Genomic DNA, 17,076 nt, shown 5'->3' with positions numbered 1-17,076 from the left:
GCTGCGGACGTAGTGTCACCCGGGGTTTTGGCATTGCCGTCTGCTGCTAGCTCACACTTTTTTAGATCCAGGGGGACTAATGCGTGATAAGCGAAGAATGGCGTTGTTGGCCATCGGGTTAAGTCTCGCGAGCAACACGGGTGCTCACGCGGGAGAACGGTTCGAGCTTTGGGACGATCAGTCTTGGATAACCTTCGGGGCCAGCGTTAAAGCGCAATACATCTACAATCCAGAAGTTAGCAATACTGACGACTTTGCTCTGACTAGTGCTCGTATTAACGTGAACGGGCAGTTCAATAAGGTCTGGGGATTTACCTACAATACGGAAATTGATCACGCTCCGGATGACACCTCGGACATCTCTCGCGTGCGAACGCTAGACGCTATTCTGCGGGCGGAATTCAATCCGTCCTTCAATGTCTGGGCCGGCCGTATGCTGCCTCCGACCGATCGCGTGAACCTCGACGGCCCCTATTATCAGTCGAACGGCGGCGAATATCCGTTCATCAGTGTCTTCCCGCAGCTCTTTGGTGGCCGCGATAACGGTGGTGCGGTCTGGGGCGATATCGGCAAGTTCAAATATATGATCGGCGGTTTCCAGGGCTGCACGGCGGGCGACAACTCGTGTGCCAATCCGGATGCCAATGGTCCTCTCGTGTCGGGCCGTGTTCAATACGACTTTTGGGACAAAGAAGCCGGCTACTATACTTCGAGCGACTATTACGGAGAGAAAGAGCTGCTATCGGTTGGCCTCGTAGGGCAGTTCCAGAGCAATGCCGCCACGGATGGTTTCAGGTCGGGAGACTATAAGGGCTTCAGTGCGGATGTGTTGATGCAGAAGAAGGTCTTCGGTGGCGACGTCTTCACGCTCGAAGGAGCTTATTACATCTACGATACGAGCGGCATCGATACGGCGTTGGCGACAGGAAACGGCGTGCCGGACGGCAATTCCTACATGTTTACCACGAGCTATCTGATCAATCAGAAAGTCGGCCCTGGCAAGTTCCAGCCGGTGTTTCGCTATCAGGAATTCGATCATGAATTCTCTCCTGATATCAGTGAGTACTCAGTGGGTACGAACTACGTGATTAAGGGCCACGACCTGATGATGACGGCCCTCTATTCGAAGGCAAACCAAGACACGGCTGGTAACAAGGACATCAACCGCTTCATCGGGACGATCCAAGTCAACTTTTAAGGCGATTTCGTCTCTGTCGAAGAGAGGCACGCGCAGGCTCCCCCGCCATCGGGAATCTCGCATGTCTCTCTTTTTTGGGGGGGGAGGATTGCGATTTCTGCGTCGGCGTCCGGCCGGCTCCCGTCGCTTGTCGATTAAAGCGCTGGGTCATTTTGGGGGGCAATCTGAACCAAGCAACTCACGGCTTCAGTGCGCTCTGGACGAAGTCATCAAGTTGGTGTGAGCGTCTTTCTCTAATCTGCAATCGGATCAACGCCCGGGTCGCTCTGGGCCGGCGAAAGCCCCGTCGACGACGGCGGATTGCCCTGAGACCGGCATCACTTTGAGCGGTCGTTTGCTCATCCAGGGCGGATAGACGAAACGATCGGTGTTATAAGGCTCAGGAGCGATCATCGACAGTGGCTCCCTGTGGTCGTGGATCTGATAGAAAATATGCGGCATGCCGAGCGAGGGATCGCGCGTCATGACAGGGTAGGGGACGACGGCCTGCCAATCTGGATGGTAGCGAATAGTGCCGTGGACTGTGCGGTAGATCATACCTTTTAAAGCGAATGCGACTTTCTTGTTTTGCTCGAAGTCACCGGGTGCCCCAGACCCTCCCGCCATTGCGGCGCCAACTGCATAGTGATGCATATTGCCATAGGACTGGCAGCCGATTGTTGGCGTCGATCCGTCGCCAAAGCGCGCTTTATAACGTGCTTCGAAACGTTTCCCCATTTCATCGCGTAGCAGGCCGATAATAGAGGAGACGATGACGCCATTGCTCGCTTCCTGGGCGATGTCGGTGAATGTTCGGTGGACTGCGCCATATTGAAGATAAACTAGGCAATCCATCGGCTTTTCGACGAACTGGCGTTGGAAGTGCGCGAGATCGCCGGCGTAAAAATGCGTGTTAGCCAGGACCGCCGGGTTTGTTGCGCGAACTTCTTCGATGACATCGCGCCACTGGCTCGTCGGCGTTTGGACGATCTTGGGTCCAAAGCAAACGCGCCACCCGAAACTTGCAGCGGAGCTGGCCATCGCATTGGAGATGACGATGCTGTAGGGGGTCGAACCCGAAATAATGGCGAGGCGATCGGAATTCGGAGTCCATTGTCCGCTGTCGCGGAGCCAAGAAATGAACTTTATGAATCCCGGCCCATACCAGTAGTCTGCTGGATCGGCCATGAAGCAACCGAAGTATCGCTCCGGATCACTCATCACCGTGTCGTGGTGCTGAAGCAGCGTGTTGGCGTGAACATAAATGATGCCAGCATCGGCGATCGGTTCGTATTCCGAATTCTGCGCACCTATGTTGTACCCGTTGACGATGGCATGGACGCCATGCTTTTCGATCAGCCATCGTGCGGCGGTGACGACTTCCTTCGCCGTTTGCCTGCACGTATCGGCGAAAATTGGTTGGAATGGCCGGCCAAGTAATCCTCCACGGGCATTTAATTCTTCGCACGCTAGGATCATTCCATTACGAAACTCGGCCCCGTCCGCGGCGGACGGACCCGTAAGGGGGATCATGCTGCCGATCGGTACGGGCGTAGAGCGGTGTTCCACTTCAGAGACTGTCCTTCGGTCGAAAGTGATCAAGCGCCCGTTTGGTTGAGTAACTCGGGCTCGAATAGCAGATTGTGCATCAACACCCTCAGTCGCGGGGGACTGACAGGCTTTATGAGCACGGGAACACCAGCGTCGCAGATGCCACTTATGACTTTCGGTTCGGCATCAGCCGTGACTACGATGGCAGGCGTATCGTCACCGGTGAGGCTGCGTATTGCGTTGATAACATCAAGACCGGTTCGGGTCTGGAGATTATAATCCGCAATGATGAGTTCCGGCGAGATTGCGCCTTCGGAAACAAGCCGACTCGCACCGGCCTCATCCGCCGCCGCATGTACGTCGATGCCCCAACGCCGAAGGAGCTGCGCCATAGACTCTCTCAGAATTTCGTCGTCCTCGACGAGTAACACTGGGATGCCTGCGAATTCTCCAGCAACGGCTTCACTGATATCTGTCGTAGCAGCGACATCACTGTGCCAGATATTTCCCAGCGGAATCCAAACTGAGAATGCTGAGCCTTTGCCGGGTTGAGACCGCAGCTGGATCGGGTGTTCGAGCAATTCGGCCAATCGTTTCACGATATTGAGGCCAAGCCCGAGCCCTCTCTTCTGGGAACGCTTGTCGTCCGCAACGCGGTAAAATTCGTCGAAAACGCGTTGGGTGTCTTCGGGCTTTATGCCGCGTCCCGTATCGACGACCTCAATGCGCAGTCCACGGCCTTCTCTCCGGCAGCCCACCACGATGCCGCCCACTTCCGTAAAGCGTATGGCGTTGGCGACGAAATTGCTAAGGATCCGCTCAAGCAGCGCGCGGTCTGTCGAGACGGTCCTGGAGGAAGGAACGAACTTGAGGCTAAGGCCCTTCTCCTGGGCCTGGTGACGGAACTGAATATCGAGGCGCTCGAAAAGATCCGAAAGTTGAAAGGATGTGATGCGCGGCTGAATGCGGCCAGCGTCCAACTGTCCGATCTGCAGCAGGGCTCCGAGGAGATCTTCCATAATGGACGTCGCAACGCCCATCGCGTGAAGAATTTCAACCCTCTGTTCTTCGTCCTCAGCATGCAGACAATTATAAATTAGTATCTTTAGTGAAGCGAGTGGCTGGCGAAGGTCATGGTTTGCGGCGCGAAGGAATCGCGACTTCGCTTCGTCCGTGGCTTCAGCTTTTTCTTTGGCTTCGCGTAGTTCCTGTTCGTTGTGCTTGATGGCGGTGACATCCGTGAAGGTGACTGTCATACCTCCCATCGAAGTCGGGCGCTGTGCGATGTGGATGATGTTGCCGGCTGCGAATTGATAATTGTCGTCCCGAATGGACCCGAAGTCTCTGACGATTTCAGATTTCCATTGCTCTGGTGCGCAGGACAGCACCCACTCGGGCGAGCGTGCGGCGGCGGCGGCATACTCCTCATACCGCATGCCCAGGGCTACAGGCAGATTGCAGCTACGGTAGAAGCCTTCGTTGATATAGACGAGTTCACGGTCGGGAGACCAAATAAGTATTCCGTTGTCAATGACGTCGAGGCCGGCCCAGATTGTCTCCAGGCCAGCGTCTTTTGTGGTGGGCACCGGAGGCTTGTCATCCATTGGCTGCGCTTGCGGGGCGACCGAAGTGCGTAACAGCGTAATGCACGGCGCTTGTTCGATCACGAAGGTTCAATTTCTTCATTGCGTTTCCGAGATGGATGCGCACGGTCTGGCTGCTCAAGCCAAGCTCCTCAGCAATGGTCTTGACCGACGAACCGCCGCCAAGCAGCACAAGAACGTCGCGCTCGCGTTCCGTGAGGACGCCGTGGTCGCGTTCGGAAGGACTTTCTTGCGGACGTTCCGGTGGCGCCGATGAGCGCTCAATAATCCGGCGCGGAAAAGAGACCTCTCCCGCCAGCACTCGCTCAAGAGCGCGTTCGATCTCAGGGCCGGGTGCGGACTTCGGAATATATCCGATTACGCCCTGTTCGAGAGAGCGGATGACGTGCTCAATATCTTCGTGCACGGACACGACGACGATAGGCACTTCCGGGAACTTGGAACGCAGGGCGTGCAATCCGCCCAATTCATCGAAGCCCGGCATGACGAGGTCCAGCAGGATCAAGCTCGTATCCGGATGCTCGCTGAGCAGGGCGACCAATTCGCCAAAGGTCTCGGCCTCATATGTCTCAAGGGTGCGCTCCAATCTGCGCATCACTTGCTTGAGGGACTGTCTGACCACCCAGTGGTCGTCTGCAATTATGACTTTCATGCCCGAAAACGCTAGCTCCCCAATATAGTCGCCCTGCGTGTGTCTAGAAGGGACGACACGTCTAGCGCCACCTTTTCAATTCGTAAGTAACCATCATCCGACCTGTGCTCGTATTCCACCTATGATTCCTGGAAAGCGAAAGGGCGAGCGACAATTTTTGAAGGCAAAAACACACATACAATGCTCGCGTCAATGGCTGTTATTGCCGAAATCGGTTGCGGGACGACGTAAAAATCCGAACTCATTTGAATTCTCTAGATCGCCAATTTTTGCCCGATAATTCAGCCGCCTGCACGCCAAAAATGCGCGATACGCACGATATTTCATCAAGAATATCTAGATAGAGAATTATTTTCTCGGCGCGCAAGAAAAATAATTGACGCTCCTGATCTCCTCGTGAATTATCTAGATGTTAGCGGCTAGATCGTAGCTCAAACGTCTAGCGTTTGGTGCCGCAGGGGGCGCCGCCACTCCGACATGCAGGGGACCGGATAAATGGATTTCACTCGCCGCAAAGTTCTTAAGACGACGCTCGCTGCTTCTGCAGCCGTAGCGATGCCTCACGTTTGGTTGCCGAAGTCGGGCGAGGCCTGGGGGGCGACGCTCAAAAAAGGCGAGCCGATCAAAGTCGGCCTGCTGTTCTCTCTCACCGGTGCACTCGCCGTGCCGGAGGAGGATTCGACGCTGGTGCTCCAATACGCATTCGAAGAGATCAACAAGAACGGTGGCGTTAATGGTGTGCCGGTTGAGCCCGTCATCGTGGATGCCAAATCCGACTTCAACGTTTACACCGAGAAAGCAAAAGAACTCATCCTTCGCGAAAAGGTCATCGCGCTGTTCGGCTGCTACACGTCCGCGAGCCGCAAGGCCATTCTACCGACAGTGATGCAGCGCAACCATCTGCTCTACTATCCGACTTGCTACGAAGGTGCGGAGTGCACGCAGAACACGATCTGCACCGGTCCGCTCGCCAACCAGCACTCAAAAGACCTCATCCCTTTCATGGTCGAGAAGTTCGGCAAGAAGGTCTTCTTCGTCGGCTCGAACTACGTATGGCCGAAGGAATCGAACAAGAACGCGAAGATCTGGCTGGAACAAGCAGGGGGAGAGCTGTTGGGCGAGGAATACATCCCGCTCGGCAGCTCCGAATTCGGTCCGGTCCTCAACAAGATCCGGGACACCAAGCCGAACTTCATTTTTTCTACGGTCGTCGGCGCATCGGACATCGCCTTCCACAAGCAGTTTAAGCAGGAAGGCTTCAAAGTGGATTCGATGCCGATTGCATCGCTTACTACCGGCGAAATCGAAACCCGCGCGATGGGCGCCGAATTCGGCGCAGGTCATTTCCTTTCAGCTCCGTACTTCCAGACGCTCGACAACCCGACCAACCACAAGTTCGTCGAGGGCTTCCTCAAGAGCAAGTACGGCAAGAACGGCGTGACGCACTATAACATGGAAGAAACATACCTTTCCGCGTACGTCTTCAAATACGGCTTGGAGAAGACCACCGCCGCGGTCGGCATCGAAAACGTCACGCCGCGCGCCATTCGCGATCACTCGGGCGGCCTGAAGGTTGAGGATGCCGTATCGCCCGAAGGATTGGTTTGGATCGACGAGAATAACTTCAACACGTGGCTGAAGCCGAAGATCGGCCAGTGCCAGGCCGACGGCACCTTTCAGGTGTTGAAGTCCGCGGAAAAGAACGTGGCCCCCGATCCTTACTCGATTTACCCGAACCTCGGCACCTGCACGAAGGACGGTCTGAAGGCGCCTGACGGGAAAATCCGCACCAACGTCATCTGACGAAAGCGGGCCTGCGCTTCCTCGCAGCGCGGGCCCGCCTCATGACCAACGTTGAAATGCAGACGCGCTCATTCGAGTGCGGAGGACGTAGCGTCTGCGCCCTCTTGGTAAGGAACACACTCGCCATGGATCTCGGTTCGCTTGTGAATGCGCTCATCCTGGGTGTCAGTATTGCGAGCATTTGGCTCATCGCGGCACTCGGGCTGACGATCATCTACGGCACGGCGGGCGTGATCAACATGGCGCATGGCGAGTTCATTATGCTCGGTGCCTACAGCTCTTACATGCTGCAGTCGTATCTAAAAATTCCGTATTTTCTTTGTATTCCCGCGTCATTCGTGATCGTGGCGCTCGTAGGCCTCGCCTTGGAGCGTGGGCTGATCCGTTATCTCTATAAACGACCGCTGGATACGCTTCTCGCCACCTATGGCGTGTCGCTTGTGCTGATGCAGGGCGTGCGGCTGATCTTCGGCAGCGACCCAAAATACATATCCGTGCCCGAGATCTTCTCGACCAACATTGCTCTTGGATCGGCTTCGATCTCGACGTTCCGCGTCATTGTCCTGGCCATCACCGCGCTGCTCGTGCTGGCGCTCTGGTTTCTGTTCTACAGGACGCGTTTCGGCATTCAGGTCCGTGCGGTTGTGCAAAACAAGGAGATGGCATCCTCGTTCGGCATCAACTCCGGCAGGATCTACATGATGACGTTTGCACTCGGCGCGGGGCTCGCAGGTGTTGCTGGTTCGCTCTTCGGTGTACTCGCAATAGTATTGCCGACAATGGGCGCCAGTTACGTCGTGCAGGCGTTCCTGATGGTGATCGTCGGCGGCGGCTCGCTCGCGGGCAGTGTTGCCGCTAGCGGCATGGCCGGTGAGATGCAGTCGGTCTTTGCGGCACTCACGAACGATACGTTCGCTCGCTTCATCATCTTCGTGCTGATCGTCGTGTTTCTTAGATTCAGGCCTCAAGGTCTTTTTGCTCAGGGCGGCGTGAGGCGATGAAGCAGATCACCGGCGGTTCATTCTGAGGACGGGATCGGAAATCATGGGCAATCTTTATCATAACAAGACGGCGCAGTGGATCGCCTATGCCGTGTTCTTCGCGGCCGTCGGAGCGGTGCCGCTGTTTGTGAGCGATAGTTTCGTTCTCAACCAGCTTGCGACCTACGGCGTCTACGGCATGCTTGCACTCTCGATCAGCCTCTGCTGGGGATTTGGCGGCATTCTTAATCTCGGCCAGGGTATCGCCTTCGGCCTCGGCGCCTATGGCATGGCAATGACCATGCAGATGCAGACACAGACGGAATCGAATCCTATTCCGCCGTTCATGCTCAACAACAGCCTCGATCATCTTCCTTGGTTTTGGGCGCCGTTCCAAAGCACTGTGGCCGGCATCTTTCTGGCGATTGCGGTGCCGACGTTCTTCTGTGCGCTTTTCGGAACCATTATGTTTCGAGCCCGCGTGTCGGGCGTATTCTTCACCATAATGACGCTTGCGATGCTGTCGGCGTTCTACACGATCATTCTCGACCAGCAGGCCTACACCGGAGGCGCCAACGGATTATCGCCTCCCTCACCGCTGCAAATCGGCGGCTACGAAATCGACCCCTATAGCCCCATGGCCTATTGGATCGTGTTCGTGTCGCTGTGCGGTGCGGCCGTGGTTGCCAAGCTTCTAACGCAAAGCTCGTTTGGTCTCGTGACACAAGCCATTCGCGACGATGCCGAGCGCGTCCGTTTCCTCGGTTACAGCGTCGCCGGATACGAGACTGTGATCTATACGATCTCAGGACTGATCGCCTCGATCGCTGGCTGTTGTTGGGTGATGCTTGTCCAGTACGTTTCTCCCCAGCAACTCGACGTCGGCTTCAGCCTGTCGATGGTGATCTGGGCCGCAATCGGTGGGCGCAACTCGCTCATTGGCGCGATGATCGGAGCGTTCGTAATCCAGGGCGCGCAGAGCTATTTGGGCGACGCGCTTCTTTCGACGTGGCTTCTCGTCCTCGGCGGCTTCTTCATTGTCGTCGTGCGGTTTCTTCCCAACGGTCTCGCGAGTCTCGTTGAAGCCGGTCTCGGGCTTTTAAGCTCGCGGCCCACCCCTTCGTCAAATAACGCGGGTGAAGCTATGGGCGTCGAAGAGGGGGCCTATCGATGAGCGGACTTTTGGAAATCAAGAACCTGTCGAAGAGCTTCGACACGACCAAAGTCATCAATGACTTCAGCATGACGGTCGACGAAGGGACCATCTGCTGCCTCGTTGGCCCCAACGGCGCAGGCAAGACAACGACGATCGATCTGATTACGGGCCGCGTGAAGCCGACGTCCGGCAAGATCATTTTCGTGGGCGACGATATCACGGGCGAGGATGAGCATGTGATCGCGCGTGCTGGAATTGGCCGGAAATTCCAAGTCCCGGCCGTGCTTCGGGATATGACGGTGCGGCAAAATCTGGAAGTCGCGTACAGCCGGGAGACAAATCCGTTCAGGAATCTTTTCAGGTTCCGTCGGGCTGGTCTCAAGAAAAAGTTCGACGAGGTCGCAGCGATCGCAGGGCTTGCGCGCCGTCTCGATGTGCTTGCGGGAAACCTTTCGCATGGCGAGACGCAATGGCTGGAGATCGGCATGGTTCTGATGCAGGAGCCCCGGCTCATGCTGATGGACGAACCGATCGCTGGCATGACTGAAGGCGAGATCGAGAAAACGGCGCACATCTTCAAGGAGCTGCGAAAAACTTCCACGCTCATCGTCGTCGAGCACGACATGGGTTTCGTTCGCGAGATCGCCGATGTCGTAACCGTCATGCACATGGGATCGCTTCTGGCACAGGGCAGCATCAGCGAAATCGAAGCCAATCAACGCGTGCGTGACGTCTATCTCGGTGAGCAGGAGGCGGCATGACCAGGCTCTTGGAACTCAACAACGTTACATCGTACTACGGCGCGACCCCGATCCTCCGGGATTTCTCGTTCGAACTGGAGAAGGGGCAGTGCGTATGCGTCCTCGGACGCAACGGCGTCGGCAAGACCACCTTTATGCGCACGATCATGGGGCTGACCGATAAGTCAACCGGCGCAATAAAAATCAATGGCGAAGACATCGGATCAAAGCCGACGTACGTGCGCGCAACCTTTGGCCTTGGCTACGTTCCGCAAGGACGCGGCATTCTCTCCGACTTCACTGTACGCGAGAACATTCTTCTCGGCACGTTCGCACGCAAAGACAACGTCGCCGACGTTCCGGAGTTGTGTCTGAAAATCTTTCCTTATCTTCGAGAAAATCTTGATCGTCGTGCTGGGCTTTTGTCAGGCGGTCAGAAACAGCAGCTAGCCATTGCGCGCGCTCTCGCTGTCGATCCGCAGATCCTGCTTCTCGATGAGCCGACCGAGGGCATTCAGCCCAACATCGTTCATGAAATTGGCGAGATCCTAAAGATGCTCAATCGCGAGCTGGGGATCAGTCTAATCCTGACCGAGCAGCACATCAAAGTCGCGCGGAAACTCGGAGACGCGTTCGTCATGGTCGACAATGGACGCGTCGTCGCGCGCGGTCCGATCGCCGAAATGACGGATGAACTCGTCGAGCGGCACATGACGATTTAGCGAAATAAAGGAAGCCCGGGATTTGGCACCCTTCCGCACAGACCGGAACGGCGCCTACGATCGAAGACAAGCGAAACACCAACTTACGGAGACCGCATGATCTCAATTCCAAAGAAGGGCACGCCCGAGCGGGAGGAATTGATCCGCCTGCACAAGGAATGCGTCGAGTCCATGAAAGGCGTCGCAGGATTTTCTGTTCTGAAGTGCGAAACGCCCGGCGACACGACAGTCGTCACTGGCGGCGTTCATGAGCATCCTGTGCTTCGCCGCGTTCTGCTGCGCATGCGCGGTGAGTCGCCGAAAGGCAAGCTTATCGTCATCTGCACCAAGGTCGATAAGGAATGGCGCATCGGGCGTCTCTCGGGCATTCGCGGCGTGCCGCCCGTGTTCGTCAACGACAAGGTCTACGGCGACGAGCAGGAAATCCAGCACGACATCTTCCTCATGCGCCTGGACGAACTGCCGGAAACAGCCGGCAATCCGGAGAACTTTGAGGAAGGATGGAAGCACCGCGACGACAACTGGCCGGTGACCTGATCCGACAGCGTTGAAGGCAGAGAGGCGCTGGGCCCTTTCTGCGCAAATAAAATTTATCCCTGCCGCGTCTTCGGTCGAGGACGTGAATGGCGGAGCCTTGGGCAGGGAGCGTCAAAACTGGAGAATGATTATGTGTGCCATGAGGCTGACGGGATATGCTGACAAGTTCGGCGTGCATCCTGGTGATAAGATTAAGTTCTACGTCAATTGCGACGGCCCGTCGGAATTCAAAGCCGAGGTCGTCCAGATGATTCATGGCGATACGAACCCGCGCGGGCCGGGCTTTATGGAGAAGCCCATCGAGTCGGCGGCCGCCGGCGTATACAAGGGCCGCAAGCAGATTATTCACGGCGGTTCCTACGGCTACGTCGAGGACGCTCCGCAGTTTCACGTCGAGAGCTTCACACTGCAATGCTGGATCTGGCCGACGACGCCGAAAACACATCCGCGCTACTGGAAACACGGCGCGCAGGGTCTCGTCACGAAGTGGATGGACGGCAAGGGCTATGGCCTCTTCATCAATGAGGAGGGCTGCGTCGAGCTTCGCATCAACGAGCACAAGATCACGACGGGCGTGCCGATCCGCGATCATGCCTGGCACTTCGTCGCCGCAAGCTTTGACGCTAAGACCGGCGAAGTCGTGCTCTATCACGAGCCGCAGATTGTTTACGCACTCGATCCGGTGATTGAGCCGGTCAAGACGACGGTTGACACAACCATCGCACACACGTCTGCGCCTGTTGCGCTGGCTGCCTACGTCGAGAAGATTAATGACGACCCGTTAGCGAAATCGTCGCGGCCCATCGGCGTCTGGTTTAACGGCAAATACAACGGCAAGATCGACAGCCCGCGCATCTGCAACAAGGCACTCAGCCGCTTCGAGATCGAGCAGATGAAGGGCGGCGCGCAGCCGGGCCTCACCGAACGGCGTAACTCCGGCCCGACCGGAGCGCTGTCGGAAGTGATCGTGGCGGCCTGGGACTTCTGGGATGGCATCGACACGATCGTCGCCAAGGACAATGGCCCCTATCGCTTCGATGCGCAGCTTGTGAACTGTCCGACGCGCGCTCTAACGGGCTACAACTGGTGCGGCCAGAACTTCGATTGGAAGTATGCAAAGAAAGAATACGGTGCGATTCACTTCCACGATGACGATGTCGATAACGCGCGCTGGGAAGCAGATGTCGAATGGGACGTTCCGGCGGACGGTATCAAGAGCCGCTTCTACGCCCTGAAGGTTACGACGACCGAAGGCGACGAAGATTACATTCCCTTCTGGGTGGTTCCAAAGATCGGCAAGGAGCAGTCGAAGATCGCCGTCATGGTACCGACGATCAGCTACATGGCGTATGCGAACGAGCACGTCGCCTGTAACGCCGGCGGCGCGGAACTGTTCGTCTACCGCGTTCCGATCATGCAGCATCAGAACATGTTCCTGGCCGAGCATCGCGAGTACGGCGGGTCGATCTACGATACGCACACCGATGGTTCGGGCATCTGTCTGTCGTCCCGTCTGCGCCCGATTCTGTCGATCCGGCCGAAATACGATCACTTCCTCGCGCAAGCGCCGTGGCAGTATCCCGCCGATCTTCATCTCATCTATTGGCTGGAGACGATGGGCTATGAATACGACGTTATCACTGACGAAGATGTGACGTACGACGGGCTCGCTCGCCTTGAGAACTACAATGTCATCATCACAGGCTCCCATCCGGAGCACAACTCGGGCACCCAGCTCGATGCGCTGCATAACTATACGCAGCGTGGCGGTCGTCTCATGTATATGGGCGCCGACGCGTGGTACTGGGTGCACTCATACCACCCGGCCTACAACTCGGTTGGCCGCGGTGTCATCACCGAAATGCGGCGCTGCGAATCCGGCATCCGTACCTGGCGTGCCGAACCCGGCGAGTACTATCACCAGGGTACGGGCGAGCTTGGCGGCATGTGGCGCTTCCGCGGCCGTTCGCTCTATTCGGTCGCCGGCGTCGGCATGACGAACGAAGGCTTCGACGTTTCGACCTACTACAGCCGTACACCAGACAGTCTCGATCCGCGCGTTGCGTGGGCATTCGAAGGCATCTCATACGAAGAGCCGATCGGTAATTTCGGTCTCGTCGGCGGCGGCTGCGCCGGTCTCGAACTTGATATCGTTGACGTTACGCTCGGCTCGCCTCCGCACACGCTTGCAGTCGCGACATCGGCGGGACGCCATACAGAGGCCTACCTGCTCGTCATGGAAGACTTCGGCTTTAACCAACAGGGTCTTGATGGCACGACGCATCCGCGTGTTCGCGGCGACATCGCCTTCCATGAGACGCCAAATGGCGGCGCATGTTTTGCGTTCTCATCGATCGCGTTCTGCGGCTCGCTGCCCTGGAACAACGGCAAGAACAATGTCTCGACGCTCGTCGGGAATGTTCTGAACCGCTTCATGCAGGATGGACCGCTGCCGCCTCCGCCGGCCAACGCGATCAAGCATCGCGGTCGCGCGGATTACGAGACCCCGGCCCTTGTCTCTCAAAGCTGAAGACAAGGCGACGACGGTGCCCACGGCTCGTCCGTGGGCACCGGTTTCTCTCTCTCTGCGACGAAATGAGGGTCAGCTCGGATGCTTTATCGTCCCGACCTCGGCTTCCGCGATGAAGGCCAGGAACTTTCGAGTGAATCATTTTATGCTGATGCGCTCGGGCGTTTCGGTGAAGCCCGCGTACTGCCGCCCGTCGTCTTCCGCTCATTTCGCTACAGTCTGTTGGAAGACGAGATGATTTGGACGCGCGATTGGATTTGCATCGGGACGGAAGATGAGATTCCCCGCGAAGGCGATCTTTTGCCTTTTACCGTTGGGATACACGGAATTCATGTCCAACGCGTAGGACAGGAGTTGAAAGCGCGATTCAACAAGGCGCAGCATGGGGGATGCCGCGCTATTCCGCTCCAGTGTCAAACCGGCAAGAAAACAAAATGCTCATTCACATCCTGCGGCTATAGTCGCGATCGCGGGGCCATTCCGGCGGGCGATCTCGGTGAAGGCGCGCCGGAAATGGAGCAGTATCTCGGCTCGCAACCGGAGCGCTTGTTGACGGCCCACACTGCGCGTCTCGGGCCGCTTATCTTCGTCAATCTCGACGTCAGTCCTGCCGCCGCAAATTTGGTGTTTGCGGAAATTGCGGAAGCCGGTGGCTTCTTTCGTGGTGACACGCAATGCGTGGCCTCTGGCACACTTGAATTTCCGGCGAACTGGAAGATTCTGGGGCAGCACCTCGCGGCGGGCGAGGTGTTGTCGGAGAACCTGGACGGCGAATGGCTGCTTGTACGAGCCACCGCCGGTGGGAAAGCTGCTCTCGTGGCTTGGCTCTTTCCAAATCTCGTGCTGATGCGCGCCGGGAATGGGACATGCGCCGTCGTTTTGCAGCCGTCGGCGCTTGGGCAAACGATTTGCCGGTATTTCATGTACGGCGCTGTCGAAGAGGGCAATTCAGCCTTCTGGACTGCGGAGATCGAACGGCGCGCCGTAAAGGCGTGTGAAGATCATAAGAATATCGTGCGTTGGGGGACGAATTATCGTCCTGAAACGATCGGCGCGACCCTCCCGGTGCAGCAAAACCTGCAGGGGCTTTGGATGCAGAGGATGCTTGCTTGGCGAGCCACGCGTGCACCCATGCAGGCAATCCCGCAACCAATATTCCAATACGCACGAGGTTGACCGACATGCTCTCGATGAAGTTTGAGATCGACGATGGCTCTCCGCTCGCAAGTGCCGTAGCTGCCTATGAGAAGGAAGATTATCAGGAAGCGTTCGCGTTGTTCATGGATCTCGCCGAGCAAGGAAACCCCGACGCGAAGGCGTGGATCGCGGCGATGTACGTAAACGGTGAAGGCGTTACGGCATCTCTTCCGACAGCCGTCGAATATTATCGCGAAAGCGCCGAGGCGGGTAACGTTCTTGCTCAGACAAATCTCGGTGCGATGCTTGCGATGGGACAGGGAACGGCGCGTGACGAGGCGGAGGGTGTGCGCTGGCTGACCAAGGCCGCCGAAAAAGGCGATATTTTCGCACAGTACAACTTGGCTACGCTGTATTCGAAGGGCGAGAGCATACCTGCCGATCATGCGCTCGCCGCCAAATGGTATCGGGCGGCGGCCGAGGCGGGCCACTATCCCTCTCAGGCTCGCCTCGGATTTTTTTATGCGAACGGCGTTGGCGTAACGAAAGATCGCGTCGAAGCCTATGTATGGCTCTCGCTGGCAGCACAACATGGCGTTGGAACGGCGTTGAACTCGCTTGAAGCGCTCGTCGGCCAAATGTCGACAGAGGAAAAGCGCCAGGGTCTTGCGTTGGTCGAGGCGTGGCGGTCGCGCACGAGCGAGATCTCGCGCCACGCCCGCTTGCAACCTCGATTGGGATGAGCGCCATGGTCTTCAGCCCGCAACAAATCAAATTTGAATTTCTGAGCTACATTAAGGAATTTGGGGGCCGTCCCGACGAATGGCAGGTCGGATGCGCAGCCGACGCGCAGCTCGCGATGTTCGAGCGTGAGCGTGTCGACCGCGAGAGAGACATCTGGCTCTGGAAGCCCGCGCTTTCGCCCGCCGCGGCGAGGATCGTTTTTCGCTATCTGACAGAGCAGCTTAACGTTCGCATCTGTGAAGGTGAAACGCAGGGGGCGAACATATTCCTTTTTAAGAAGCTGGCCGACGCCGGAGAGCGCGCGAAAGCAATCTAGAGTTTGGAAAGCCCATGTCGGTGAGAATAACAAAGTTTCTGACCGATTGGCTGCGATGGAACGTAGTCAACCGTATCGGCGGACTGGATGACGTTCCGGCGCTGGCAGACAGGTGTCTAAAAGATGCGCGACGCCAAGGAATATCGTCATCAGATATCGAAAGGGCGATTGGCCCGCTCGAAGAATGTATTCGCCAATCGCTTCTTCAGAAACAGAAATGAAAAGTCCACGAAGGCTGCAGCCGCCCTTTTAGAGCGGCTCGATCGCGACCAGAAATGAAGGGGCTACGCAGATGCTTCGCATAGATCGTGTGGTTGGTGATCGTTCCGATCCGTATTTGCGTGAGAAATTGCACGATCTCTCACATCGAGGATCAATCGATATCGTCGAGCTGTCGACGCTCGATCTCGACCGGCATCGGTTGCGCGCGCGGACGGAAGGTGGCGAGGAGATCGCAATTGCGCTACCGCGTGACGAGAAATTATTCGATGGCGCGGTTCTTCACGTCGACGACAAGAGAGCTATTGTCGTTCGCGCCGGAGAGCAACGCTGGATGCGGCTGTCGCCACGCTCGCTTCGCGATGCCGTAGAACTGGGTTATCACGCCGGAAATCTCCACTGGCGCGTTCGCTTCGGGGCCAGCGATATCATGGTGGCGTTGGATGGGCCGATCGCATCTTATCTCGCGCGCATCGAGCATATAGTCAAAGCGGGAGGAGCTTCGGTCTCTGAGGTCACCGAATGACGACAGGCTTGCTGCTTCGCGCGTTTCAGCACGTCGACAGTCAATTTCCTTCCGGCGGTTTTGCATTTTCGCAAGGGTTGGAAGCCGCGTCGCAGCTGCAGGATTTGCTGGGGCCATTCGATCTGGAAACCTCAGTCACTGTTCAGATCAACCACCGCTGGGCAGGAGCCGATCGCGTCGCGCTCGTGCGAGCCTATCGGTGCGGAGGTGATTTGAGCGCACTTGCCGAAGTCGACTCAGAAGTCGAAGCGTCGACATGCAATGATTTGTTGCGGGCAGGATCGCGCCGCAATGGCATCGGTCTGCTGACGTCGCACGCACGTATCGGCAGGTCGGAGGCCTCGCGTTACCGGGAGATGGTCAGGTCGTCTCTGGCCTACGGACATCTCCCGGTCGTCCAGAGTCTGTTATGGCGCTCTTTGGGCATAGATGAATCGACAGTCATTCTTATGAGCGGTTATCAGGCCGCTACGTCACTGACGACTGCCGCAATCCGACTTGGGCTCGTTGGAGCAATTGAAGCTCAGGTTGTGCTGGAACGTTCGCTGGACCGGGTTGCTGCGTTGGCTGACGATCCGGTTGCGACCGGGCAGCCGCTGCAATCCTTCATTCCACTTTCGGAAATTGCGGTCGCGATGCACGGCACCAGCGGTCAGAGACTGTTCTCCAACTGAATTCGAGG

The 17,076-nt window shown here is 57.0% G+C and carries 16 protein-coding genes; 13 read left to right on the top strand and 3 right to left on the bottom strand.

The window, feature by feature from the left end; genetic code table 11:
• The first annotated feature begins 79 nt into the window (after positions 1-79).
• Complete coding sequence (locus RLW55_RS04230; RefSeq protein WP_423415686.1) at positions 80-1,198, top strand: porin; 1,119 nt, start codon at positions 80-82, stop codon at positions 1,196-1,198.
• Positions 1,199-1,447: 249 nt separating this feature from the next.
• Here the strand turns inward: RLW55_RS04230 and RLW55_RS04225 are convergent, their stop codons facing one another.
• From RLW55_RS04225 to RLW55_RS04215, 3 genes are all read right to left on the bottom strand, one after another.
• Positions 1,448-2,710, bottom strand: a complete 1,263-nt coding sequence (locus tag RLW55_RS04225; RefSeq protein ID WP_423415685.1) for an ABC transporter substrate-binding protein — start codon at positions 2,708-2,710, stop codon at positions 1,448-1,450.
• Positions 2,711-2,775: 65 nt separating this feature from the next.
• Entirely contained in the window at positions 2,776-4,332 is a 1,557-nt protein-coding gene (locus tag RLW55_RS04220) for a hybrid sensor histidine kinase/response regulator (RefSeq protein WP_423415684.1), read from the bottom strand.
• Positions 4,325-4,984, bottom strand: coding sequence for a LuxR C-terminal-related transcriptional regulator (locus RLW55_RS04215; protein ID WP_423415683.1), 660 nt, complete (start codon positions 4,982-4,984; stop codon positions 4,325-4,327). Before RLW55_RS04215 ends, RLW55_RS04220 begins: the two co-directional genes overlap by 8 nt.
• Before the next feature lie 495 nt (positions 4,985-5,479).
• Here RLW55_RS04215 and RLW55_RS04210 point away from each other — a divergent pair, with 495 nt between their 5' ends.
• From RLW55_RS04210 to RLW55_RS04155, 12 genes are all read left to right on the top strand, one after another.
• Entirely contained in the window at positions 5,480-6,787 is a 1,308-nt protein-coding gene (locus RLW55_RS04210) for a transporter substrate-binding domain-containing protein (protein WP_423415682.1), read from the top strand.
• Positions 6,788-6,912: 125 nt separating this feature from the next.
• A complete protein-coding gene (urtB, locus tag RLW55_RS04205) occupies positions 6,913-7,788 on the top strand; it encodes an urea ABC transporter permease subunit UrtB (RefSeq protein WP_423416377.1) in 876 nt (291 codons plus the stop codon).
• A 43-nt stretch (positions 7,789-7,831) separates the two neighbouring features.
• The gene (gene urtC / locus RLW55_RS04200) at positions 7,832-8,941 is read left to right on the top strand and encodes an urea ABC transporter permease subunit UrtC (RefSeq protein ID WP_423415681.1); all 1,110 of its coding nucleotides are present in this window, start codon (positions 7,832-7,834) and stop codon (positions 8,939-8,941) included.
• Positions 8,938-9,684 carry an urea ABC transporter ATP-binding protein UrtD gene (gene urtD / locus RLW55_RS04195; protein WP_423415680.1) on the top strand — a complete coding sequence of 249 codons (747 nt, stop codon included), beginning with the start codon at positions 8,938-8,940 and terminating at the stop codon, positions 9,682-9,684. The genes urtC and urtD overlap by 4 nt, the downstream gene beginning before the upstream one ends.
• On the top strand, positions 9,681-10,385 hold the full coding sequence (gene urtE, locus RLW55_RS04190) for an urea ABC transporter ATP-binding subunit UrtE (protein WP_423415679.1): 705 nt from the start codon (positions 9,681-9,683) through the stop codon (positions 10,383-10,385). The genes urtD and urtE overlap by 4 nt, the downstream gene beginning before the upstream one ends.
• Positions 10,386-10,481: 96 nt before the next feature.
• Entirely contained in the window at positions 10,482-10,922 is a 441-nt protein-coding gene (locus tag RLW55_RS04185) for a N,N-dimethylformamidase, small subunit (protein ID WP_423415678.1), read from the top strand.
• A 130-nt stretch (positions 10,923-11,052) separates the two neighbouring features.
• Positions 11,053-13,452, top strand: coding sequence for a N,N-dimethylformamidase beta subunit family domain-containing protein (locus tag RLW55_RS04180; RefSeq protein ID WP_423415677.1), 2,400 nt, complete (start codon positions 11,053-11,055; stop codon positions 13,450-13,452).
• Positions 13,453-13,533: 81 nt separating this feature from the next.
• Positions 13,534-14,628: a ring-hydroxylating oxygenase subunit alpha gene (locus RLW55_RS04175; protein WP_423415676.1), complete on the top strand. Its 1,095-nt coding sequence runs from the start codon at positions 13,534-13,536 to the stop codon at positions 14,626-14,628.
• Positions 14,629-14,633: 5 nt separating this feature from the next.
• Positions 14,634-15,332, top strand: a complete 699-nt coding sequence (locus RLW55_RS04170) for a tetratricopeptide repeat protein (RefSeq protein WP_423415675.1) — start codon at positions 14,634-14,636, stop codon at positions 15,330-15,332.
• 5 nt (positions 15,333-15,337) lie between these two features.
• A complete protein-coding gene (locus tag RLW55_RS04165) occupies positions 15,338-15,649 on the top strand; it encodes a hypothetical protein (RefSeq protein WP_423415674.1) in 312 nt (103 codons plus the stop codon).
• A gap of 292 nt (positions 15,650-15,941) precedes the next feature.
• Positions 15,942-16,394, top strand: a complete 453-nt coding sequence (ureE, locus tag RLW55_RS04160) for an urease accessory protein UreE (protein ID WP_423415673.1) — start codon at positions 15,942-15,944, stop codon at positions 16,392-16,394.
• The gene (locus tag RLW55_RS04155; RefSeq protein WP_423415672.1) at positions 16,391-17,068 is read left to right on the top strand and encodes an urease accessory protein UreF; all 678 of its coding nucleotides are present in this window, start codon (positions 16,391-16,393) and stop codon (positions 17,066-17,068) included. Before ureE ends, RLW55_RS04155 begins: the two co-directional genes overlap by 4 nt.
• Positions 17,069-17,076 lie beyond the last annotated feature (8 nt).

The sequence above is a fragment of the Hyphomicrobium sp. B1 genome, assembly GCF_049532635.1.
Lineage (GTDB): Bacteria > Pseudomonadota > Alphaproteobacteria > Rhizobiales > Hyphomicrobiaceae > Hyphomicrobium_B.
The sequence above is the reverse complement of the archived record's forward strand: the minus strand, read 5'-3'. Positions and strand labels throughout refer to the sequence as shown.

Excerpts from the sequence above, each read along its gene's own strand:
- RLW55_RS04220 (WP_423415684.1), bottom strand. The coding sequence starts at position 4,332 with ATGGATGACAAGCCTCCGGTGCCCACCACAAAAGACGCTGGCCTGGAG.
- RLW55_RS04210 (WP_423415682.1), top strand. The coding sequence starts at position 5,480 with ATGGATTTCACTCGCCGCAAAGTTCTTAAGACGACGCTCGCTGCTTCT.
- urtB (WP_423416377.1), top strand. The coding sequence starts at position 6,913 with ATGGATCTCGGTTCGCTTGTGAATGCGCTCATCCTGGGTGTCAGTATT.
- RLW55_RS04155 (WP_423415672.1), top strand. The coding sequence starts at position 16,391 with ATGACGACAGGCTTGCTGCTTCGCGCGTTTCAGCACGTCGACAGTCAA.
- RLW55_RS04180 (WP_423415677.1), top strand. The coding sequence starts at position 11,053 with ATGTGTGCCATGAGGCTGACGGGATATGCTGACAAGTTCGGCGTGCAT.
- RLW55_RS04230 (WP_423415686.1), top strand. The coding sequence starts at position 80 with ATGCGTGATAAGCGAAGAATGGCGTTGTTGGCCATCGGGTTAAGTCTC.
- RLW55_RS04170 (WP_423415675.1), top strand. The coding sequence starts at position 14,634 with ATGCTCTCGATGAAGTTTGAGATCGACGATGGCTCTCCGCTCGCAAGT.
- ureE (WP_423415673.1), top strand. The coding sequence starts at position 15,942 with ATGCTTCGCATAGATCGTGTGGTTGGTGATCGTTCCGATCCGTATTTG.
- RLW55_RS04165 (WP_423415674.1), top strand. The coding sequence starts at position 15,338 with ATGGTCTTCAGCCCGCAACAAATCAAATTTGAATTTCTGAGCTACATT.
- RLW55_RS04215 (WP_423415683.1), bottom strand. The coding sequence starts at position 4,984 with ATGAAAGTCATAATTGCAGACGACCACTGGGTGGTCAGACAGTCCCTC.
- urtD (WP_423415680.1), top strand. The coding sequence starts at position 8,938 with ATGAGCGGACTTTTGGAAATCAAGAACCTGTCGAAGAGCTTCGACACG.
- urtE (WP_423415679.1), top strand. The coding sequence starts at position 9,681 with ATGACCAGGCTCTTGGAACTCAACAACGTTACATCGTACTACGGCGCG.
- RLW55_RS04225 (WP_423415685.1), bottom strand. The coding sequence starts at position 2,710 with ATGATCCCCCTTACGGGTCCGTCCGCCGCGGACGGGGCCGAGTTTCGT.
- urtC (WP_423415681.1), top strand. The coding sequence starts at position 7,832 with ATGGGCAATCTTTATCATAACAAGACGGCGCAGTGGATCGCCTATGCC.
- RLW55_RS04175 (WP_423415676.1), top strand. The coding sequence starts at position 13,534 with ATGCTTTATCGTCCCGACCTCGGCTTCCGCGATGAAGGCCAGGAACTT.
- RLW55_RS04185 (WP_423415678.1), top strand. The coding sequence starts at position 10,482 with ATGATCTCAATTCCAAAGAAGGGCACGCCCGAGCGGGAGGAATTGATC.